General features: G+C 61.5%; 20 protein-coding genes and 1 pseudogene. 10 read left to right on the top strand and 11 right to left on the bottom strand.

What is annotated here, in order from left to right:
* Nucleotides 1–76: 76 nt before the first annotated feature.
* From ACR0IR_RS04935 to ACR0IR_RS04925, 3 genes are all read right to left on the bottom strand, one after another.
* A complete protein-coding gene (locus ACR0IR_RS04935) occupies nucleotides 77–1078 on the bottom strand; it encodes a DctP family TRAP transporter solute-binding subunit (protein ID WP_170363562.1) in 1002 nt (333 codons plus the stop codon).
* A 273-nt stretch (nucleotides 1079–1351) separates the two neighbouring features.
* Nucleotides 1352–2581 (bottom strand): sigma-54-dependent transcriptional regulator, encoded by a 1230-nt coding sequence (locus ACR0IR_RS04930; protein WP_170363563.1) that lies wholly within the window; start codon nucleotides 2579–2581, stop codon nucleotides 1352–1354.
* Nucleotides 2578–4311, bottom strand: a complete 1734-nt coding sequence (locus ACR0IR_RS04925; protein ID WP_170363564.1) for a sensor histidine kinase — start codon at nucleotides 4309–4311, stop codon at nucleotides 2578–2580. Before ACR0IR_RS04925 ends, ACR0IR_RS04930 begins: the two co-directional genes overlap by 4 nt.
* A gap of 47 nt (nucleotides 4312–4358) precedes the next feature.
* On the opposite strand from ACR0IR_RS04925, the gene ACR0IR_RS04920 reads away from it, so the two are divergent.
* A complete protein-coding gene (locus ACR0IR_RS04920; RefSeq protein ID WP_480779105.1) occupies nucleotides 4359–5540 on the top strand; it encodes a cytochrome P450 in 1182 nt (393 codons plus the stop codon).
* A 7-nt stretch (nucleotides 5541–5547) separates the two neighbouring features.
* On the opposite strand, the gene ACR0IR_RS04915 is transcribed toward ACR0IR_RS04920, so the two are convergent.
* Nucleotides 5548–6027, bottom strand: coding sequence for an Lrp/AsnC family transcriptional regulator (locus ACR0IR_RS04915; protein WP_170363565.1), 480 nt, complete (start codon nucleotides 6025–6027; stop codon nucleotides 5548–5550).
* Nucleotides 6028–6201: 174 nt separating this feature from the next.
* On the opposite strand from ACR0IR_RS04915, the pseudogene cobA reads away from it, so the two are divergent.
* The 7 genes and pseudogenes from cobA to infC all read left to right on the top strand — a co-directional run.
* A pseudogene (cobA, locus tag ACR0IR_RS04910) lies at nucleotides 6202–6948 on the top strand (uroporphyrinogen-III C-methyltransferase); the annotation flags it as partial.
* On the top strand, nucleotides 6948–7262 hold the full coding sequence (locus ACR0IR_RS04905) for a DUF2849 domain-containing protein (protein WP_093961929.1): 315 nt from the start codon (nucleotides 6948–6950) through the stop codon (nucleotides 7260–7262). The pseudogene cobA and the gene ACR0IR_RS04905, both read left to right, overlap by 1 nt.
* Nucleotides 7263–7327: 65 nt before the next feature.
* The gene (locus tag ACR0IR_RS04900) at nucleotides 7328–8992 is read left to right on the top strand and encodes a nitrite/sulfite reductase (protein WP_170363567.1); all 1665 of its coding nucleotides are present in this window, start codon (nucleotides 7328–7330) and stop codon (nucleotides 8990–8992) included.
* Nucleotides 8982–9743, top strand: a complete 762-nt coding sequence (locus ACR0IR_RS04895; protein ID WP_093961927.1) for a phosphoadenylyl-sulfate reductase — start codon at nucleotides 8982–8984, stop codon at nucleotides 9741–9743. The genes ACR0IR_RS04900 and ACR0IR_RS04895 overlap by 11 nt, the downstream gene beginning before the upstream one ends.
* Nucleotides 9740–10147: a DUF934 domain-containing protein gene (locus tag ACR0IR_RS04890; protein WP_170363568.1), complete on the top strand. Its 408-nt coding sequence runs from the start codon at nucleotides 9740–9742 to the stop codon at nucleotides 10145–10147. Before ACR0IR_RS04895 ends, ACR0IR_RS04890 begins: the two co-directional genes overlap by 4 nt.
* Before the next feature lie 88 nt (nucleotides 10148–10235).
* Nucleotides 10236–11069, top strand: a complete 834-nt coding sequence (locus ACR0IR_RS04885) for a ferredoxin--NADP reductase (protein ID WP_170363569.1) — start codon at nucleotides 10236–10238, stop codon at nucleotides 11067–11069.
* A 131-nt stretch (nucleotides 11070–11200) separates the two neighbouring features.
* The gene (infC, locus tag ACR0IR_RS04880; protein WP_311201685.1) at nucleotides 11201–11776 is read left to right on the top strand and encodes a translation initiation factor IF-3; all 576 of its coding nucleotides are present in this window, start codon (nucleotides 11201–11203) and stop codon (nucleotides 11774–11776) included.
* Nucleotides 11777–11852: 76 nt separating this feature from the next.
* Here the strand turns inward: infC and ACR0IR_RS04875 are convergent, their stop codons facing one another.
* Together ACR0IR_RS04875 and ACR0IR_RS04870 are read right to left on the bottom strand one after the other, a co-directional pair.
* Nucleotides 11853–13169 (bottom strand): aspartate aminotransferase family protein, encoded by a 1317-nt coding sequence (locus ACR0IR_RS04875; RefSeq protein ID WP_170363570.1) that lies wholly within the window; start codon nucleotides 13167–13169, stop codon nucleotides 11853–11855.
* Between the two features lies 1 nt (nucleotide 13170).
* Nucleotides 13171–13932 carry a beta-keto acid cleavage family enzyme gene (locus tag ACR0IR_RS04870; RefSeq protein ID WP_170363571.1) on the bottom strand — a complete coding sequence of 254 codons (762 nt, stop codon included), beginning with the start codon at nucleotides 13930–13932 and terminating at the stop codon, nucleotides 13171–13173.
* An 88-nt stretch (nucleotides 13933–14020) separates the two neighbouring features.
* On the opposite strand from ACR0IR_RS04870, the gene ACR0IR_RS04865 reads away from it, so the two are divergent.
* Nucleotides 14021–14923, top strand: a complete 903-nt coding sequence (locus ACR0IR_RS04865; RefSeq protein WP_170363572.1) for a MurR/RpiR family transcriptional regulator — start codon at nucleotides 14021–14023, stop codon at nucleotides 14921–14923.
* A 44-nt stretch (nucleotides 14924–14967) separates the two neighbouring features.
* On the opposite strand, the gene ACR0IR_RS04860 is transcribed toward ACR0IR_RS04865, so the two are convergent.
* The 5 genes from ACR0IR_RS04860 to ACR0IR_RS04840 all read right to left on the bottom strand — a co-directional run bounded on the left by ACR0IR_RS04860 (nucleotide 14968) and on the right by ACR0IR_RS04840 (nucleotide 20905).
* Nucleotides 14968–15759, bottom strand: a complete 792-nt coding sequence (locus ACR0IR_RS04860) for an FAD binding domain-containing protein (protein WP_170338850.1) — start codon at nucleotides 15757–15759, stop codon at nucleotides 14968–14970.
* A gap of 100 nt (nucleotides 15760–15859) precedes the next feature.
* The gene (locus tag ACR0IR_RS04855; RefSeq protein ID WP_170363573.1) at nucleotides 15860–18220 is read right to left on the bottom strand and encodes a xanthine dehydrogenase family protein molybdopterin-binding subunit; all 2361 of its coding nucleotides are present in this window, start codon (nucleotides 18218–18220) and stop codon (nucleotides 15860–15862) included.
* An 81-nt stretch (nucleotides 18221–18301) separates the two neighbouring features.
* The gene (locus tag ACR0IR_RS04850) at nucleotides 18302–18787 is read right to left on the bottom strand and encodes a (2Fe-2S)-binding protein (RefSeq protein WP_149775244.1); all 486 of its coding nucleotides are present in this window, start codon (nucleotides 18785–18787) and stop codon (nucleotides 18302–18304) included.
* 148 nt (nucleotides 18788–18935) lie between these two features.
* Nucleotides 18936–19940 carry a molybdopterin-binding protein gene (locus tag ACR0IR_RS04845; protein ID WP_170363574.1) on the bottom strand — a complete coding sequence of 335 codons (1005 nt, stop codon included), beginning with the start codon at nucleotides 19938–19940 and terminating at the stop codon, nucleotides 18936–18938.
* Entirely contained in the window at nucleotides 19937–20905 is a 969-nt protein-coding gene (locus tag ACR0IR_RS04840; RefSeq protein WP_170363575.1) for an XdhC family protein, read from the bottom strand. Before ACR0IR_RS04840 ends, ACR0IR_RS04845 begins: the two co-directional genes overlap by 4 nt.
* A 256-nt stretch (nucleotides 20906–21161) precedes the next feature.
* Here ACR0IR_RS04840 and ACR0IR_RS04835 point away from each other — a divergent pair, with 256 nt between their 5' ends.
* A complete protein-coding gene (locus ACR0IR_RS04835; RefSeq protein ID WP_170338859.1) occupies nucleotides 21162–21662 on the top strand; it encodes a hypothetical protein in 501 nt (166 codons plus the stop codon).
* Nucleotides 21663–21664: the final 2 nt, after the last annotated feature.

Raw genomic sequence — 21664 nt, 5'->3', positions numbered from 1 at the left:
GTGGCGGGCGCGGTCAGGCCCGCCTGGTATGTGCTCCGGCGGGCTTGCGACCGTCGGAGCACACCTGCGAGTCGGATCAGAACCCGGCGTTGATCGCCTGAGCGGCGTCGATCTTGTCTTGACCGACGTCACCAGAGAATTTGTCCCAAACCGGCTTCATCGCATCAACCCAGGCCTGACGCTGCTCGGGTGTCAGCTCGCGGATCGTTCCGCCTGCGTCGATGATGGCCTGCTTGGCCTTTTCGTTGACCGCAAACGCCTCTTTGTTGCGCACTTCGGTCACCTCGGCCAGGATCGTCAGGAACTGCTCGCGCACTTCCGGATCCAGGCTGTCCAGCCAGTCGACCGAAGTCACGACCAGATAGTCGATGATGCCGTGGTTGGTTTCGGTGGTGCCATCCTGCACTTCGAAGAACTTCTTGCCGTAGATGTTCGACCAAGTGTTCTCCTGACCGTCCACAACGCCCTGCTGCAGAGCACCATAGACTTCCGAGAAGGCCATTTTCTGCGGGCTGCCGCCGATGGCTTCCATCTGCGCAACCAGTACGTCCGAAGACTGAACGCGGAATTTCAGGCCATTGGCGTCCGAAGGATCGATCAGCGGCTTGTTGGCCGACATCTGCTTCATGCCGTTGTGCCAGAACGCTAGACCCTGCAGGCCGCGGCGCTGCATGCTGTCTTTCATTGCCTGGCCATCCGCCGAGGCCTGGAACGCATCAACCGCGTCGATGTTCTTGAACATGAAGGGCAGGTCGAACAGGCGGAACTGCTTGGTGAATTTCTCGAACTTCGACAGCGACGGGGCAGCCAGTTGCACGTCGCCCTGCAGCATCGCCTCGAGCACCTTGTCGTCGTTGTACAAGGTCGAGTTCGGATAGACTTCCATGCACATGACGCCGTTCATCTCGTCATTCACGCGCTGCTCGAGCAGCGATGCGGCGATGCCCTTGGGATGTTTGTCGGTGTTCGTCACATGCGCGAACTTGACGACGATCTCGCCATCGTCGCAGGCAGCGAAGCCTGCTGTTGCGGTAACGGAAAGCGCAAGCGCGGTGGCGGCTGTTGCCAGGAATTTCATCTGTCTTTTCCTCCCAGACTTCCAAAGAAACTTCCTTTGACATCCATGGGGATGCCGGATGCGCAAGAGTGAAACGAATCGACGGTCACCGTTCAACAATTCGAGAACGGCTGGCAGAGGACAGTTTTTCTAATTATTTTTCAGTATTTTAAATAGAACATCCGCAATGAGTATTTTGTTATCGCAGACATTTGTGCGGGAAACCGCACACCCAAATGCGCCACTGTGCGAAAATCCGCACATACATCGAATCATCGGGCGAATCGTTCCGCGTCAGCGGCGGTAGTCTTCAGGGCGTATGCCGTAGCGGGCCAATTTGTCGTAGAACGTCTTACGCGGCAGTTTCAGGGACTTGGCCGCATCCGACGCCCTTCCGTTGTGACGACCCAAGGCCGCAATCAGCAACGAGCGCTCAACGCGCGCCATCTGTTCGTTCAGCCCAAGATCGGCGGCGGCGGCAACATCCTCGGGCATCCCCAGAACAAAACGCATCGCAGCTGACATCAGTGACCGCGCGTTGCCGGGCCAGTCCCGCGCCATCAATGACGCCAAGTGTTCGGAAGAGACATCCGGTGCCGCGATCCCGGCCTGCTCGGCCGCTTGGGCGACGTAGTGGCGAAAGATTACCGGGATGTCCTCGGGGCGTTCGGCCAAAGACGGTACTCGCACCCGCATCACGTCCAACCGATAGAACAAATCGGCGTTGAACCGACCCTCGGCCGCCATCTCGGCCAGATCCGCGGTTGTTCCGCCGATGATGCGGACGCCGGGCCCGTTTTCGATCATCTCCAGGGCCGCATATTGCGTCGCCTCGGGCATGGCCGAGACTTCATCCAGAAACAACGATCCGGCTGCCGCATCCTTGCATATCGCCTGCAGGGCATCCGCCCCCAGACCTGACGCCGGGCGCTTGACGAACGGCCCCTGCGCGCGGGGTGACATCAAATGGATGACTTCGGCGACTTTGGAAATGCCGCTGCCAGGCGGTCCGGTGACCAGAACTTCGGCCTGAGTTGGGGCAACGCTACGCACCCTGTTCCGCAATGCATCAGCCTGCGGTGACAAACCGAACAACAAGCGGGCCGCAGGATCACCCTTCTCCAGTTCGCGCTTGGCTGCCCGGTGGTCCAATACCTGACTGCGCGCAGCAAATGCGCGGCTCAGAACCGCAAGCAGATCGGCGGCGGCGCAGGGCTTCTCAAGAAAGTCGAACGCGCCCTGCCCCATAGCCTGCACCGCCATCGGTATGTCACCCTCGCCGGTCAGCAGAACGACCGGCAACTCCGAGTCGACCTCGCGGGCATAGGACAGAAGATGAAACCCATCCCGTCCCGGCATCCGAATATCCGAGACAATCACACCGGGAAAATCGTCCCGGATATGGTCCTTGGCAGCCACAAACGATCCAGCTGCAATTACGGAATAGTCCGCAAGCTCCAGAGTCTGGGCCAGTGCCTCACGCACGGCGGCGTCGTCATCGACCAATAGAACCGTTCGGATCATGCCGCGGCTTCCTTTTCAAAAGGTTCCAACTCGACGGTGAATTCTGCTCCATCGGGCATGTTCGCGCCGCGTATCTCGCCTCCGAAACTCTGGACCAAACCGTATGAGATCGAAAGGCCAAGGCCCATTCCCTCGGATGAACCAACGCTTTTGGTCGTGTAGAACGGCTCAAAAACGCGATCGGGATCCTGAATGCCCGGGCCGGTATCGCGCACCGCGACCATCAACCGCTCGCCACGGGTCAGCGAGATCGTCAGGCTTCGGGTTTCGCGACCGGTCATTGCGTCGGCGGCATTGGTGATCAGATTGACGAAGACCTGCACCAGCCGCACCTCACCGCCCCAGGCAAAGACAGGTGCATTGGGCGGTTGCCAGATCAACTTGACCCCGTCCGAGCGCAACCGGCCGTCGGTCAGTTCGACGGCGGTGTTGAGCACCTGAACCAGATCGACCTTGCCCATCGGCTCACTCTCATTGCGGGCAAAGGCTCGCAAGTTCTTGATAATGCGTGCCATACGGGCAGCCATGTCCGAGATTCGCCCCAGGTTTTCGCGGGCCTTTTCGGGCTTGACCTGCGCCAGAAAGGCCGTGCCATTGTCGGCGTATTGCCGGATCGCCATCAGCGGCTGATTCAATTCGTGGCTGATGCCCGCCGACATTTTCCCCAGAGCGCTCAGCTTGCCGGCCTGAACCAAATCGTCTTGCGCGCGTTTCAACGCCGCCTCGGCCTCTTGCCGCTCGGCCACCTCGCGGCGCAGCGCCACGTTTGCGGCCGTCAAAGCGCGGGTCCGCTGGGCCACCCGGCTCTCCAGCACCGCATTGGCTTCGGCCAGAGTACGCCTCCGTTCGGTCGCCAGAAACAGCAACGCGCCAAAGGCAAGGCAGATCGCTGCGACCGCGGCAGCCTGCAATCCGGCCAGACGTCTTGCCGGCGTCACATCCATCAAGACTTCGCCGGTCATTCCGATCACCGGCAGATCGCGGGTCAGGTGCAGGGCGCGATCCGGCAGGTACGGGCTCCAGCCGATCGACCATAGTTCGTGCGGGCCCATGCGTGTAGACGAAAACGCGCCCGGCTTGCCATCAGCCGGCTGCAAGCCGATCTGCCCCAGCGGACGTTGCCAAAACAGCAGTTCGGACCGGTTGGAAATGAAGACCGAGCCAGAACGATCCACGAAGAACACCGCCTCTGTACTGCCGCGCCACGTGCTTTCAACGTCTTCGACATCCGCGATGACCATCAGGGCTCCGGTTACCTGACCATCCTCGGAAAACGCAGGCGCCGCATAGGAATAGATCCGGTTTCCCGTGTCGCGCAAAACCCCGTGCGAGCTGCCAAGAGCGCCGTGCAGCGCGCGTTGAAACGCGGGCTGATCGGCCATGTTGCCATTCACCACGTCCCGCGCAGCGGCCAGAACGCGCCCGGTCTCGTCTGCATAAAGAACATCCACCGCCGAAGTCTTGTCCGCGACCTCCAGCAGAAGTGCCTGCGCCGCCCGCCGCCGGTCGCTGGTGTCCAACGCCCGCAGTGCCGGATGCTCGGCCATCAGTACCGCAAGTTCCTGATAGACCTGCAACTGAGTGCTCAGACGATCCGACGCCAACTCCAGATCGGCTTCGGCTTTCTCGCTTAGCTGAGAGAGCGCCTGCCGGTACCCATAAGACCAGACGGCTGCCGACAACAGCGCGACCGCGAACAGGAAACCAATCGTGACCCAAACCCTTTGCATGAAACAGGGTCTTGCATTCACAGCGCCGCATGGCAAGTCTGCGCCGCATGAAGACCGTTCACCAATCTCCGACCGAGCCCGAATTTGTTCAGAACCCCTACCCTTTCTACCGGGCAGCGCGCGATCAGGGTGATCTGGTATACTGGCAGGACTACGACATGCCCGCGGCGATGTCTCACGCGGCGGTCCAGGCGCTTTTGCGCGATCGGCGTTTCGGACGCGAAGTACCGCCAGAGATGGCCACAAAAGGCCCCGATCACCTTGCGCCGTGGCTGAAGGTCGAAGCGCTTTCGCTGCTCGAAGCCGAACCTCCGCGCCATACCCGCCTTCGCGCTCTGGTTCTGCGCGCCTTTACCTCGCGGGCTATCGGAGCGCTTGAACCGGACATCGAAAGGCTGTGTCACGATCTGATCGACGCATTCCCCGATGCTCCATTCGACCTTCTGGATGCCTATTGCACGCAGGTTCCAGTGATCACGATCTGCCGGTTGCTGGGTGTACCCGAGAGCATGGCACCGCAGTTATTGCAATGGTCCCACGCCATGGTCGCCATGTATCAGGCCAGCCGCACCCGTGAGACCGAAGATCAGGCAGCACAGGCCTCCGCCGAGTTCTCGGCTTTCCTGAACGACTACGTCTCTCACCGTCGATCCGAACCGAAAGACGACCTGATCACCCGTTTGATCACGGCAGAGGAAGACGGCGAGAAACTGTCACGCGACGAGTTGATCGCAACCTGCATCCTTTTGTTGAACGCCGGCCATGAGGCAACCGTTCATTCGCTGGGCAACGGCGTCAAAACGCTTTTGGAGTCCGGAACCAGCCCTGATGCCCTGAGCCCGGACACAATCGAAATGACGGTCGAGGAGATCCTGCGCTTCGACCCGCCGCTACATATGTTCACGCGCTATGCCTATGAGGACGTCGAGGTTTTTGGCAATCAGTTTGCCCGCGGCGATCAGGTGGCGTTGATGCTTGGGGCCGCCAACCGTGACCCCGACGTCTGGACCGACCCGGACAAATTCGACCCCACCCGCAGCATTCAGGCCAACGCGAGCTTTGGCGGTGGTTTGCATTTCTGCGTCGGCGCTCCGCTGGCCCGGCTGGAAATGCGGATCGCTCTGCCGGTTCTTTTTGACCGTTGCCCGGGTCTGCGACTGGCCGAATCCCCGGAATATGCCAACACGTACCACTTCCACGGGCTGACACGACTAATGGTCCAAACCTGAGCGCCGATCAGGTGTCTGCCAGGGCGTTCAGGGGCAGCATGGTGGTCGACTTGATTTCTTCCATCGACAACAGCGCGGTGACGTTGTGCACGCGCACTTCCGAGATCAGCGCCTGATAAAACGCATCGTAGGCCCGTGCGTTCCTGACCCGAACCTTCAGAATGTAGTCGATGTCGCCAGCCAGGCGGTGCGCCTCTTGAACTTCGGGACGATTACGCAGGGCCTGCAGGAACTTGCGTTGCCAGTCCGCCTCATGCTCGGAGGTTCGGATCAGAACAAAGAACGTCGCCTCGAAACCCAGCGCCTCTGCGTCCAGCAGAACGGTCTGCTGACCGATGATTCCGGCCCCTTTCATCTTGCGGATCCGATTCCAAACGGGTGTCTTTGAACTGCCCACTTTGGCCGCGATTTCGTCCAGCGATTGACTGGCGTCTCGCTGCAGCTCGGCCAGAATTTTCCGATCCGTGTCGTCTATTCGAACCGACATTCCAATTTTCCTTCCGAATGAAAACCCATGTTCCGCCTGCCGCGAATTTCAGAACGCGTGTCCTTATTTGATCGGCAATATGGCATCTGGGCGGGAATATTTCCTATATTGAGGGCCAAGTCAAACAACAACCAGGGCTCCCCAATGAAGGCCACGCAGACAAGAGGACAAACGGGACAGGTCGACTTCGTCGGCGCAGGACCCGGTGATCCTGAATTGCTGACTCTCAAGGCCCTGTCCGCATTCCAGCGGGCCGAGGTTGTTTTGCATGATCGCCTGATCAGCCCAGAAGTTCTGCGACTGGCCGGCCAGAACGCCCGGCTGGTCGACGTGGGCAAGGCCGGCTTTGGTCCGTCCTGGAAGCAGGGTGACATCAACGCATTGCTGGTTGACTACGCACTCAAGGGACAGCGGGTCGTTCGCCTCAAATCCGGTGACGCGACCCTCTTCGGCCGGCTGGACGAAGAGATCGATGCGCTGGACGCCGCCGGTATCCCGTGGACGATCGTTCCTGGCATTACCGCTGCCTCGGCGGCGGTGGCCGGAATTGGCCAAAGCCTGACCCGACGCGGCCGAAACTCCTCGGTCCGGTTTCTGACCGGGCACGACATGCAGGGCTTTGCCGATCACGACTGGGCTGCGCTGGCCCGTCCGGGGTCGGTTGCAGCCATCTACATGGGGAAGAAATCCGCCCGTTTCATCCAAGGACGCCTGATCATGCACGGCGCCGATCGCGCCACGCCGGTCACGCTGGTCGAAAATGCCTCGCGACCTGATCAGCGCGTTGTCGCCACGACGCTGGATCAACTGCCTGCAGACCTCGCCGCTGCCGGCCTCGGCGGTCCTGCACTCACATTCTATGGCCTGGCCCCGCGCGACGCGGCCAAAGCCGTCACCGAATTCAACAAGGAGCTTGCCTGATGGCCCGCGCTTTCACCCCTAAAGTCGTTACCGCAAATGACCTGCTGGAAGGCGACGTAATCTATCTGACCGCCGATGACCGTTGGTCGCGCGATCTGCGCGAGGCCGAACTGATCACCGACGAAGCGCACGCTCAGCTGCGTCTTCTGGATGCCCAGAAGCAAGTCGACAAGATCGTAGGTGCCTATCTTGCCGATGTCGTTGCAGGCGAAAACGGTCCTGAACCCACCCATTTTCGGGAAGACTTCCGCCGGACTGGTCCGTCCAACTATGCCCACGGCAAACAGGAATCTTCCCCGCAGCCCCGGGTCTGACCTCAGGCCCCTCTCTCCCCGTAAAAAGGCCCCGGATCCGGGGCTGCAACAAAGGACAGCCAAAGATGTACCGCTACTCCGAGTTTGACAAAGCATTCCTGGCCGAGCGCAACGCACAGTTCCGCGCCCAGGTCGAACGCCGCATCGACGGCTCGCTGACCGAGGACGAGTTCAAGCCCCTGCGCCTGATGAACGGCCTGTATCTGCAACTGCACGCCTACATGCTGCGGGTGGCCATCCCCTATGGCACGCTCAACAGCGCCCAGATGCGCCAACTGGCCCTGCTGGCCGAGAAGTGGGACAAAGGTTACGGCCACTTCACCACGCGCCAGAACATCCAGTACAACTGGCCGAAACTGCGCGACGTGCCTGACATGCTGGACGCGCTGGCCGAGGTCGGCCTGCACGCGATCCAGACCAGCGGCAACACCATCCGCAATGTGACCGCGGACCATTTCGCCGGCGCCGCAGCGGATGAGATCGCCGATCCGCGCCCCTATGCCGAACTGCTGCGCCAGTGGTCCACCGACCACCCGGAATTTCAGTTCATGCCGCGCAAGTTCAAGATCGCCATCACCGGGTCCGAGCATGACCGCGCCGTGATCAAGGCCCATGACATCGGCCTGCAACTGGTCGAGCGCGACGGCGTTCTGGGCGCCCGCGTTCTGGTCGGCGGCGGTCTGGGCCGCACGCCGATGATCGGCAAGGAGCTGTCTGATTTCGTGGCCTTCGACGACCTGCTGGCCTATCTGGAGGCCACCGTTTCGGTCTGGAACCAGATCGGCCGCCGGGACAACAAGTACAAGGCCCGCATCAAGATCACCGTGCATGAACACGGTATCGACGCGATCCGCGCCAAGGTGAACGAGCGCTTCCTGCAGGTCCGCCCGCAGTTCAAGGGCGCCGACATGGCGCTGCTGGATCAAATCAAGGCGCATTTCGCCCCGCCCACCTTCCGCGAAGGCTCGGTCGCGGGATTCGAGAGCGCCTATTCGAACGACCCGGTGTTCCGCTCGTGGATCGACACCAACATCGCGCCGCACAAGCAGGCGGATCACGCGATCGTCACGATTTCGATCAAGAAACACGGCCAGACGCCGGGTGACGCAACCGCCGAGCAGATGCGCGTGATGGCCGATCTGGCCGAGCAATACGCCTATGACGAGCTGCGCATCAGCCACGAGCAGAACGTGATCCTGCCGCATGTCCACAAATCGGACCTGCCCGCGATCCATGCCAAGCTGAAAGAGCACGGCCTGGCCACCGCGAATATCGGCCTGATCAGCGACATCATCGCCTGCCCCGGCATGGACTATTGCGCACTGGCAACGGCCCGCTCGATCCCGGTGGCGCAGCAGATCGCGACCCGGTTCGACGAGCTGAAGCTGGAGCACGACATCGGCCACCTCAAGATCAAGATCTCGGGCTGCATCAACGCCTGCGGACATCACCACGTGGGTCACATCGGCATCCTGGGCTTGGATCGCGCGGGCGTCGAGAACTACCAGATCACGCTGGGCGGAGACGCCACCGAAACGGCCGCCATCGGCGACCGCACCGGTCCGGGCTTTGCCTATGACGAGATCGTGCCCGCGGTCGAACGGATCGTGGAAACTTATCTGGAACAGCGCGCAAGCGCCGAGGAGACCTTTTTGGAAACCTACCGCCGTGTTGGAATGGCCCCGTTCAAGGCGGCCCTCTACCCCGAGGCGCGGGCCAATGCCGCTTGACCTGATCCAGACGGAACTGGGCCGGGAACGACGCGAACTGACCGAAAAGGTCGAGGCGCTGAACGCCCGGTTCCGCCACCACAGCGCACATGACGTCATGCATGGTGCGCTTGAGGAAGCAGGCAACCTAGCGCTTGTCTCAAGCTTCGGCGCCGAGTCGGTGGTGTTGCTGCACATGGCTGCCGTGGTCGACAAGGCCACGCCTGTCCTGTTCATCGACACGATGATGCTGTTTACCGAGACGCTGGAGTACCAGCACGAAGTCAGCGAGCGTCTGGGTTTGAAGAACGTCCAGATCATCCGCGCGGATGACGAGGATATTCAGCGCGAAGACCCCTATGGCGCACTGCGGCTGCGCGACATGGATGCCTGCTGCAACCTGCGCAAGACCTTCCCCTTGCAGCGGGCCTTGGCGGGCTATGAAGGCTGGATTACAGGGCGAAAGCGGTTCCAATCCGGTACCCGCGCCACGCTCGAGTTCTTCGAGGTCGAGGACGGCACCGGCCGGATCAAGGTGAACCCTCTGGCGCATTGGGCGCCTCAGGACGTGCGCGCCTACATGGAAGAAAACCGCCTGCCCCGGCATCCGTTGGTGGCAAAGGGCTATCCCTCGATCGGCTGTGCGCCCTGCACCTCGCCGGTGAAGGATGGCGAAGATCCCCGCGCCGGACGCTGGCGCGATCAGAACAAGGAAGAATGCGGCATCCATTTCGTCGACGGCAAAATGGTACGCAGCGGAGAGAAAACATGAACGTGATCGTGAATGACCGGGGCTTTGCCCCTGATGACTGGACCGACGGCTTTGTCACACTCGACGATGCCGCAAACGATGTGATCGCATTGGACGTCACCTCGGATACGGACCCCGACGAATTGTTCGAACGGCTTGGAAACACGCGCATGGTGCGCGTCGACTTTCCGTCCTTTGCCGATGGCCGCGGCTTTACCATTGCCCGCACGCTGCGCCTGAAGGGCTATGAAGGCCGTCTGCGCGCCAAAGGACATGTGTTGGCCGACCAATACGCGATGGCCCGGCGCAGCGGCTTCGATGAAGTCGAGATTGACGCAGACCTTGCCGCCCGCCAGCCCGAGGACCAATGGCTGGCCCGCGCCAACTGGCAGGACCACGATTATCAGGCCCGCCTGCGCGGCTGACGCGACGATCGGGGCAATCTGCCCCCTTTTCCTGACCTGGATCAAAGCTTAAACGGAGATGCCGGTTTACCAGACCGGTAGTGAAACGATGACAGAGATGAAGCCCGTGACCGAAGCAACCGCCGTGAAGGCCCCCGTCCTGCCGGACGCCCAGACCGTTCTGGAAGTGAAACACTGGACCGACCGCCTGTTTTCGTTCAAGGTCACGCGTCCGCAATCGCTGCGCTTCCGCTCGGGCGAGTTCGTGATGATCGGCCTTTTGGGCGACAACGGGAAACCGTTGCTGCGCGCCTATTCGATCGCGTCGCCGTCGTGGGACGAGGAACTGGAATTCTATTCGATCAAGGTGCAGGACGGCCCGCTGACCTCGAAACTGCAGCACATCCAGCCCGGCGATCAGATCATTCTGCGGCCCAAACCTGTGGGTACGCTGGTGCATGATGCACTGCTGCCGGGCAAGCGCCTGTGGTTCTTTGCCACCGGAACCGGGTTTGCCCCCTTTGCCTCGCTGCTGCGCGAGCCTCAGACCTATGAGGACTACGACGAGGTCATCATCACCCACACCTGCCGCGAAGTGGCGGAACTGGAATATGGCCGCCAGCTGATCGAGAACATCCGCAAGGACGAGTTGCTGGCCGAACTGATCGGCGAAGGTTTCGCCGACAAGATCCGCTATTACCCGACCACCACCCGCGAACAGAGCCCCAAGATGGGCCGGATCACCGACCTGCTGAAGGACGGAACCGTCTTCAAGGACCTGGGCATCGAAGGCGGCATCAAGCCCGAGACCGATCGAGCGATGGTCTGCGGCAGCCTGGCCTTCAACCACGACATCAAGGCCATTCTCGCAGAGTTCGGCTTGCGCGAAGGCGCGAACTCGGACCCCAAGGAATTCGTGATCGAAAAAGCCTTTGTCGGCTGAGCCGAGATCCGGGCCGGCGAACGCCCGTTCCGCCGGCCCGAGCACCGCGTCGACACGTGCGAATTTCGTGTCATAGCACCTATATGGCGCTTGAAAGAACCTTCGTCTCAGTTTAAGTTCCCGGCTCGGAAATCGGCAATTATCAAAGGAATGAACCCATAGCCCGCAGACCTCACAACGCGCCGCCACAACGTGATACCGGCCCGCGCGTCAATGAAAAGATCCGTGCCCCCGAAATTCGCCTGATCGGCGCCGAAGGTGAGAATGTCGGGGTGGTTCATCCCGCCAAGGCCATGCAGATGGCAGCCGATGCCGGTCTTGATCTGGTCGAGATCTCGCCCAACGCGAATCCGCCGGTCTGCAAGATCATGGACTTTGGCAAGTTCAAGTACGAGCAGCAGAAACGCGAAAGCGAAGCCCGCAAGAAACAGAAGATCATCGAGGTGAAAGAGGTCAAGTTCCGGCCCAACACCGATACGCATGACTATGACGTCAAGATGCGGAACGTTTTCAAGTTTCTCGAGAATGGCGACAAGGTCAAAGTGACCCTGCGCTTCCGCGGCCGGGAAATGGCGCACCAGAACCTGGGACGTGAACTGCTTGAGCGCGTGGCGGAAGACGTCAAGGAAATCGGCAAGATCGAAAACATGCCGAAGATGGAAGGCCGCCAGATGATCATGATGATCGGACCGCTTCCCCAGAAGTGACGGCACATGGATCCGAGTGACCAAAGCTCCCTTGTTCGAGGGAGCTTTTTTTGTGGGTCAAAGTCAAGGCGGCGTGTCAGATTGCTTTGGAAATCGCAACCGACAACTTGTCCACCAGTTCGTCCAACTGAGGCTCTTCGATGATGAATGGCGGGGCCAGAAGCACATGGTCGCCTCTCCTGCCGTCGCGTGTTCCGGACATCGGATAGCAGATCAAACCCGCTTCGACGGCGGCTTTCTTGATCTTGGCCGCCACTCCCCGGGCCGGGTCAAACGGTTCGCGCGTATCTCTGTCAGCCACCAGTTCGATGCCTCGGAACAGGCCGCGACCACGGATGTCCCCGACATTGGGATGCTGGCCAAAGGCCGCCTCGAGTTTGGCTTGCAGTTTGTCACCCATGTCGCGGGCACGGGCCGGCAAATCGCGCGAGGTAAGTTCTGTCACAACAGCCAGGGCTGCCGCCGTGGCCACCGGGTGTCCGACATAGGTATGGCCGTGCTGGAAGAAACCCGAGCCATTTCGGATGGCGTCATAAATCCGATCGGTGCACAGCGTGGCACCGATGGGTTGATATCCAGCCCCCAAGCCCTTGGCGATGCAAAGAATATCCGGCGCCACCCCATCGTGGTCGCAGGCAAACAGATGGCCGGTCCGGCCCATGCCGCACATGACCTCGTCGAGGATCAACAACACGCCGTATTGATCACAGATTTCGCGGATCCGCTTGTAATACCCCTCGACCGCGGGGACGGCGCCCAACGTGGCCCCGACCACCGGTTCCGCCATAAACGCCATCACGGTCTCGGGGCCCAGCCGCAGGATCTCCACCTCAAGCTCATTCGCCACGCGTTGGCCATAGTCATAGCTGCTCTCGCCTTCGGGCTTTTCGGCGTATTCGTAGCAGGGCGCGATATGGCTCATCTCGATCAGCATTGGCGCGAATTGAGCCCGTCGCCATGCATTTCCGCCCGCTGAAAGCGCGCCCAGCGTATTGCCATGATAGCTCTGCCGCCGTGCGATGACCCGAGACCGATCGGGCTGCCCGATTTCAAGGAAGTACTGGCGCGCCAGCTTGATCGCGGCCTCGGTCGCCTCGGACCCGCCGGACACGAAATAGACCCGGTCCAACGATCCGGGCGCGTGCTGGATCAGCAGATCTGCCAGGGCTTCGGCCGGTTCCGAGGTCATGAAACCAGTATGGGCAAAAGCGATCTTCTGAACCTGCTCCTGTACCGCGTGGATCACTGCCGGGTTTGAATGTCCCAGGCACGACACGGCCGCATCCCCACAGTCGAGATACTGTTTGCCCTGTGCGTCGATCAAATAACACCCGTCACCGCCGACAGCGACCGGCAATTCCGCCTTGGTGTGGCGCGGAAAAACATGGCTCATATCATTTCCCTTTCAGCAAAGCGATCAAAACCGCAACCGAGGCCGCGTTGTCCGTCCATCGGGTTCCATCCGAGTTCGTCAGGCTGTTCTCAAAACCGACCCTGACATCGCCGCCACGAGCGGCCGCAGCGGCCAGACAGGCGTGTTCCAGACGCCCGAACGCACAAACCATCCAAGGCGTACGAGCAGCGGGAAAGGCCTCGAGGTCCGCCGGTTGGGATTCCTGCCCGGCGGCATAGCGTCCCAGCACCAGCAAGCGGTCTTCCTGCTCGCGCCGGACGATCCCATCCGACTGCCATCGCTCCAGCAGATCCGCATCCGTCGAATCGTAGAGGATATGCTGCACCCGAGTTCCCTGTTCCGCACACAGCGCATAGACCCGCGGGGCCAGATCGGGCGCGCGCGCAATTTCCCGAACCGAGATCGAGGCCCATTTCGGGGCCACCTGCTGCAGGCACTCCAACTGTGCAGAAACGTCGTAGATACCGGCGGCCTCGGTCGTGATCTGAACATCCATCGTGGGCACGGTTCGGGCAAGCTCGGCCATAGCCTCCCGATAGCGCCCTGCATCCAGAGAATGCGCGCCCTGCCCATCCCTGACATGCAGGTGCAACCCGTTTGCCCCGGCCGCGTGGCAGGCAATGGCCGTCTCCACAATCTCACAGGTCGAAACCGGCACGGCGGGGTGATCCGCATGACCGCGCCGCGCACCGTTCGGTGCGACCAAAACATACGGAAGCGACGAAGCCTGTGTGTCAGACATTGAATCATCCTATCGGTTTCTTGCGTGCTTAGCTCGTGTGAGGATGTTTTTCTCTTGTAATAATCATAACATTTGTTTTTCTCCCATCATGACACCCTCAACTCACTACCTGATGGATCGGCTGCGCCGAGAGATCGACCATTTGCCGGCCCAATTGCAGGCCGCAACAAAATACATCATCGACCATCCGGGCGATTTCGGAATCGACTCCATCCGCGTGTCGGCCGAAAAGATCGGCGTCAGTACAAACGTGATCGTTCGGCTGGCGCAGCATCTTGGTTTTGATGGCTTCGAAGCCTTTCGCCGCCCTTTCCGCAGGGATCTTGTGACAGACAGCGAAGACCGCCTCAGCCGGGATTGGCTGACCCAGTTGAATGCCGGCGATGCCTTTGCGTCGGCACAGGCCAGCTATGCGCGAAACGAAATGAACGTGGTGTCACGTTCGTTGCGCCAGCTGGATCCGGGCAAGGTCAGATCCGCAGTCACCCTGATGTCCGATGCTCCCCAGTGCTTGGTCACTGCAACCCGCGCAAGCTATGCCTTGGCCTATTACTTCCACTACGCCGGACGTATGGCCCACCCGGGAATGCAGTTGATCCCAAGGCATATGGGATCGGCCATCGACGACCTTCTGAGCGCGGGCGAAACCGACTGCCTGTTCGCGATCACCGTTCATCCCTATTCGGCCGACACGATACGTGCCATCCGGTTTGCCAGGGAAAAGGGTATGCGTGTTGTTCTGCTGGCCGACAGCGATGTCATTGCTCCGGGGGTCGAGGCGGACGTGACCTTGACCGTCAGCACCCGATCACAGCATCAGTTCTCCAGCTTCTCCGGAGCGATGGCCGTTCTCGAGGTTCTTCTAAGCCACCTTTTCGCAGTCAAGGGCGACGCGGCTTATCACCGGGTTCAGGACTATCAGAAAGCGCGCGAGGATGCCGGAGCCTACTGGCAGCCCAAAAGGCTTCCGCGCGTGGCAAAAAAGAAATAGGCCCCGGAACACGTCCGGGGCCCAAAGCAGTCACTGCGACCGCGTCACATGCAGGCCTGAACCGCCCGCCGGGTCATGACACCCACCAGGTGGGCGCGGTAGTCTTTGCTGCCGTGCAGATCTCCGATCATGTTCATCGGGTTGACCCGAAGATCCATAAGGGCATCGGGCCGGAATTCCTTGCTCAACGCCTGTTCGGCTTCGCTCCAACGGAACACGCCGTCTTCGCTGGCTCCGGTCACGGCAACGCGCACCCCGTCCGCAAAGCGGGCAAGGAAAACCCCCACCAGCGCAAAGCGCGAGGCAGGCTGCAGAAACTTCTGGTAGCTTGCTGCCTGCGGTACCGGGAACCGCACCGTCGTGATCAGCTCGCCCTCGTCCAGCGCTGTCGTGAACATGCCCTGAAAGAAGTCATCCGCAGCGATTTCGCGCGCATTCGTACGAATGGTCGCGCCGGACCCCAATGCAGCAGCAGGGTAGCAGGCCGCCGGATCGTTATTGGCCAAGGACCCACCTATCGTGCCCCTATTGCGAACGGCAGGATCACCGATATGCCCCGCCAGATCAGCCAGCGCGGGATACTTGCCCGCAACTTCTGCCGCTACCGTGGCATGCGTGGTCGCCGCTCCAATCGAAATCGACCCATCATCTTCGATGCAGACGCCCTTCAACTCGGGAATGGCACCCAGGCTCACCAGCGTCGCGGGTGAGGCCAGTCTTTGCTTCATCGTCGGGATCAGGGTCTGACCGCCCCCCAACGCCTGTGCATCCTCTCCCGCCAACGCGGCAACCGCATCAGCAATGGTTGAGGGGTTCTTGAACTCGAAATTGTACATTTCGCTTTTCCTTTCCGAAAGGCGCAGAACCGCCCTTCATCTGGCATTTGATTGACCAGGGATCGCGAGGGGCTGACCCCTCGCGGTCCAACCTCTCCACTCAGCTGTTCATCGCCGCCCAAACACGCGACGGGCTGACCGGCATGTCGATGTGGTCCACCGCCTTGCCACCCGAGTTCAGCGCATCGATCACGGCATTGACCACCGCAGGCGGCGATCCAATCGCCCCGGCCTCGCCGCAGCCCTTCACACCCAGCGGGTTGTGCGTGCATGGCGTCTGGCTCGAATGATCCACGGTATAGAACGGCACGTCATCGGCCCGCGGCATGGCATAGTCCATGAAGGACGCGCTCAGCAGCTGGCCATTCTCGTCATAGACGCAGTTCTCAAGCAAGGCCTGACCGATGCCCTGCCCGATGCCGCCATGCACCTGGCCGTCAACGATCATCGGGTTGATGATGTTGCCGAAATCATCCGCCGCGGTGAACCGTTCGATGGTCACCTGCCCGGTCTCGGGGTCAACCTCGACCTCGCAGGCATAGGCGCCGGCCGGGAAGGTAAAGTTGGCCGGATCATAGAACGCGGTCTCCTCCAGCCCCGGCTCGACCTCCAGCGGGAAGTTGTGCGGCACATAGGCCGTCAGGGTCACATCCCCCCAGGCCACCGACTTGTCGGTGCCGGCCACGGTGAACTGGCCATCCTTCAGCTCGATATCGGCCTCGGACGCCTCCAGCAGGTGCGCCGCGATCTTCTTGGCCTTGTCGATCACCTTCTCGGTCGCCTTGACCATGGCCGATCCACAGACCGCGAGAGAGCGCGACCCATAGGTGCCCATGCCAAACGGGATCTTCGAGGTATCGCCGTGCACGATCTCGACCATCGACTCGTCGATGCCGATCATGTCGGCCACGACCTGCGGAAAGGCGGTCTCGTGCCCCTGCCCGTGGCTGTGCGCCCCGACCATGACGCTGATCGAGCCGGTGGCGTTCACCCGAACGGTTGCCGCGTCATAGAGACCCGCACGCGCCCCCAGCATGCCTACGATGTTCGAAGGCGCGATGCCGCAGGCCTCGATATAGCAGTTCACGCCCAGGCCGCGCAGCTTGCCCCGCGCCTCGCTTTCGGCGCGACGTGCCGGGAATCCCGCGAAATCGGCGGCCTGCTCCAGCTTGTCCATGGTGCCGTTGTAGTCGCCGGTGTCGTAGGTCAGCGCCACAGGCGTGTCATAGGGGAACTGCGTGATGAAGTTCTGCCGGCGCAGCGCCACCGGGTCGACCCCCAGCTCGCGCGCGGCTTTGTCGATCACGCGCTCCAGCTGATAGGTCGCCTCGGGGCGGCCTGCGCCGCGATAGGCATCCACCGGCACGGTGTTGGTGAACATCGCCCGCACGTTCACCTGAATGACCGGCGTCTTGTAGTTGCCTGCCATCAGCGTCCCGTGCAGCCAGGTCGGCACCGAGCTGGAAAACGTCGACAGATACGCGCCCAGATTGGCAAAAGTGTTTGTCCGCAGCCCGACGAAATTGTTGTCGGCATCCAGCGCCAGTTCGATCTTGCTGACATGGTCACGGCCCTGTGCATCCGACATGAACGCCTCGGAGCGGCTGGCCGTCCACTTGACCGGACGGTTGCAGGCCTTGGCGGCGAAGGTACAGAACGCCTCTTCCGCGTAGTGGAAGATCTTGGTGCCAAAACCGCCACCTACGTCCGGCGCCACGACGCGGACCTTGTGCTCGGGCAGGCCCAGCACGAAGGCGCACATCAGCAGCCGGATCACATGCGGGTTCTGCGAGGTGGTATAGAGCGTGTATTCATCCGTGCCCCGGCTGTATTCCGCCACGGCCACGCGCGGCTCCATCGGGTTGGCGACCAGGCGGTTGTTCACCAGTTCCAAGGTGGTGACATGCGCCGCATTGGCGAAAACCTCGTTCACCTTGGCATCGTCGGCCTCGCCCAACTGCCAGTCATAGCAGATGTTGTTTTGCAGATCGTCATGGACCAGCGGCGCGCCCTCTTCGGCGGCGGCTTTCATGTCCAGAACGGCAGGCAGTTCCTCGATATCCACGTCGATCGCTTCGGCCGCGTCGCGGGCCTGCTCAAGACTGTCGGCCACGACGGCCGCGATCGGGTCGCCCACATGGCGTACCTTGCCTTGCGCCAGGATCGGGTGCGGCGGTTCCTGCATGGGTGCGCCGTGCTTGTCGGTCACCTCCCAGCCGCAGGGCATGCCGCCCACGCCTTCGAAATCCTTGCCGGTGAACACCCGGACCACGCCGGGCATGGACTCGGCGGCGGACGTGTCGATGCTTTTGATCCGGCCATGCGCGATGTCGGATCGCAGAAAATACACATAGGCCTGACCACGTACGTTGATGTCGTCGGTGTAATTGCCCGCTCCGGTCAAAAAGCGCACGTCCTCGCGGCGCTTGGAACTGGCTCCGATGCCACTGTCTTTGGGCATAGCTTGTTCTCCTCCCATAAACGGATGCTTGCGTGCATCCCAGTCATCCCACGGGCGTTCTCAGTCACGCCCGCAGCGGCATCACTCGGCGGCGATGTGGCTGACGTCCTGGCCGGACGCGGCCATGATCGCCTTGACGATGTTGTGGTACCCGGTGCAGCGGCACAGGTTGCCTTCCAGGTATTTGCGGATTTCGGCCTCGGTCGGGCGCGGGTTTTCCTTCAGCAGGGCCGCTGCCGACATCACCATGCCGGGCGTGCAGAAACCGCATTGCAGGCCGTGATGATCCTGAAACGCCTGCTGGATCACGTTCAGCGATCCGTCCGGGTTGGCCTGCCCTTCGATGGTGCCAACCTCTGCTCCATCCGCCTCGAGCGCCAGCATGTTGCAGGACTTCACCGCCTCGCCGTTCACATGAACCACGCAGGCGCCGCATTGGGCCGTGTCACAGCCCACATGGGTACCGGTCAGGGACAGGTGATCACGCAGAAAGCTGGACAGCAGCGTCCGGCCTTCGACATCACCGCTCACGGTCTTTCCGTTCACGGTCATTGAGACCTGTGTCATAAGTTCCTCCCATTTTCGTATTTATCCTTGGCCCGAGTTAAACACGGGAAAAGTCGTTTGAGAACAAAAAACTTGGCCGTTTCCAACCCGCCCCTTGGGAGCCAACTGCCAACATGTATTGCAGGTCGCCAACGGGGCGAAACTGCCGTTACGTCACTTTGCGTTTAGCCCGAGGTTGCGGACGGGTCGGGATTTCCTTGAGCAGACCACCGACGCCCATCGCCGCGATATCGGCTCCGGTGGTCGGGATGCCGCAGGCGACCCGAGACAGCACCCAGTCAGCCCCATTCAACGCGGGCGAACGTGCGCATCCCGGCAAACCGATGACCGGCCGCTTGCCCAAAACCCCGAGAAACAACAGGTTGCCCGGATCAACCGGCATACCGAAACGGTCCACCTGCCCGCCCGCGCGCCGAACAGCCTGAGGCGCCACGTCCTCGACATCGGATGTGGCCGAGCCGGTAAGGATCATCACGATATCGGTGTTCATCCGGGACAATGCCTGCGCCAGAGCGTCGACCGCGTGCGGAACGATCTGCACGTCCTCCAGGCTCAGACCCAGGGCCTCGACCCGGCCGCGCATCGCGGCGATGCCCTTGTCGTTCGGCGGCCCGCCGGGAATGTCGGTAACCACCAACCCGGCGCTGCCAAACTTCGGCGCTGCCAGGCGAATGGCCCCTTTTGCCAGCTCGGCCGCGCGCTGAACGTCCGCCAGCGGCACCGCGTAGGAAATGACCTTGATCGTGGCGACCATGCCACCCGCACCCATCTGCTGATGCTGAGGAACGGTGGCCACAGTGATCATCGGGTTGACCTGATTGAACGCCAGCAGAGCCTCAACGTCCAGAGCGGCAACCCCAGCTTGATCCGCAATTAGGTTGACGCGGCCTGTAAACGGCTCGGTCACGCGCAAGTTGGCCCCCTTCGGATCCGGGGTCAGTGCCGCAGCCAATTGGCGCGCGGCCTCGTCCTCGTGACAGTCGCCGGGTTCCAGCCGCGCGACGACCACCTCGGACACGCCCGCCTCGGCCAAAAGGGCGACATGCGTGTCGTCCAGCATCATTCCCTTGCGCAGCTTTTTCGTGCCAGCCATGACCGAATGCGCAAGGATCGCGCCCTTTGCGTCCGCAACCGGTACAGGGCCGAACTTCATGCTTTGCCCCGTAGCACCGCCGTCATCTGCGCGATGATCGCAACTGCAATCTCGGCCGGTCCGGCTGCGCCGATATCCAGACCGATCGGCCCGTGGATGCGCTGCAACAGCGATGCCGAGAAGCCCGCCTCGGTCATCCGCTGCACCCGTTTGGCATGGGTGCGCGACGACCCCAGCGCGCCGATGTAGAACACGTCCGAATTCAGCGCGGCCTGCAGGGCCGGATCATCCAGCTTGGGGTCGTGGGTCAGTAGCACCACCGCCGTACGCGCATCCAGTCCAATGCTGGCCACGGCCTCGTCCGGCCAGTCGGTCAGCAGCTTTTCACCGGGAAAGCGGGATTGCGACGCAAACGCCTCGCGCGGGTCGATGATGATCGGGTCATAGCCCGCGATCCGCGCCATCGGCACCAGCGCCTGCGCGATATGGACCGCGCCCACCACGATCAGTCGCAGGGGCGGGTTGTGCACGGCTACGAAGGTCTGGCCGTCTTCCTCGAACCCTGATCGATCCATGCGCAACCGGTCCGCATAGGCGTTGCGCCGCAGCGCGCGGTGGCCGGTTTCGACATTGACCTCATAGGCCACGGGCTCGCGCCGCGCCCGCGCCGCCACCAGTTCGGCCAGCATCAGTTCGGGCAGGACCGAGCCCACCGGCTCGACCAGAACCCGGATCGTGCCGCCGCAGGCCAGCCCGACGGCAAAGGCATCCTCGTCGCTGACCCCGAATTCCAGCAGGCGCGCTTCGCCTTCTTCGATGGCTTCAAGCGCCTCGACGATCACCGCGCCTTCGACACAGCCACCCGAGACCGAGCCTTCGATCCGGCCGTCGCCGCTGATGACCAACTGGGCCCCCACCCTCCGGGGTGCGCTGCCCCAGGTTTCGACGACCGTCGCCAGAACCGCGCCGCGACCCTCGCGAAACCACGCCGATGCCGTTTCCGGACTGTTGTCAAATCTGTCCATCGGACCCTCCCGCGGTGGTTCGCATCAACATAAGCAGGTTTGACGCGATGAAAAGCAAGGAGCGCGTTCTCAGGTGGATTATCTCGGACACCGACCCTGCCAACTTGGTTCTTCATGTGACGCAGAAGGCAGGTTTCGGCCGAAGTCCGCGCCAGACAATCAAACATTTGATTGTTTTTCGGACGCCGACTAGCCTGCGGTCAGGCCCGACTTGCGGCCGAATTGACGCAAGAGATTTCGTAAAGGAGACAATGTCTTGAAACAGATATTTACACTAACCATCGGCGCAGCGGCATTGATTGCAGGCAGCGCCTGGGCCGACACTTTCGAACGCTACGGAGAGGTCGAGGGCTGGAAGGTCTTTGTCGACAAGGACAAAAAGTCATGCCTGATCGAAGCGGTCGATGATGCCGAGAACGTGGTGCAGATGGGTCTGACCGAAGACCGCAGCGTTGGATATGTCGGTGTCTTTACCAAGGCGGAAACCGACATCAAGCGCGGAGACAAGGAGGCCGTCGCCATCCTGCTGGGCGACAACCTGTATGTCGGCGAGGCAACCGGAATGAAGGGCAACATCACCAAGGGGTATTCGGGCGGCTATGTCCTGTCGGACGACCCGCAATTCGCCGACGACCTGGCCAAGCAAAAGGTCATGGCGGTGTTCCCCGAGAAATCCTTTGGCTTCACCGTCGATCTGACCGGCACCTACAAGGCCATGGAAATGGCGCGCGAGTGCAACGAAAAGCAACTGCAGTAACG

This window comes from Ruegeria sp. CF2, from assembly GCF_056537385.1.
Note: the sequence above shows the minus strand (reverse complement) of the source record. Positions and strands in the feature narration are given on the sequence as shown.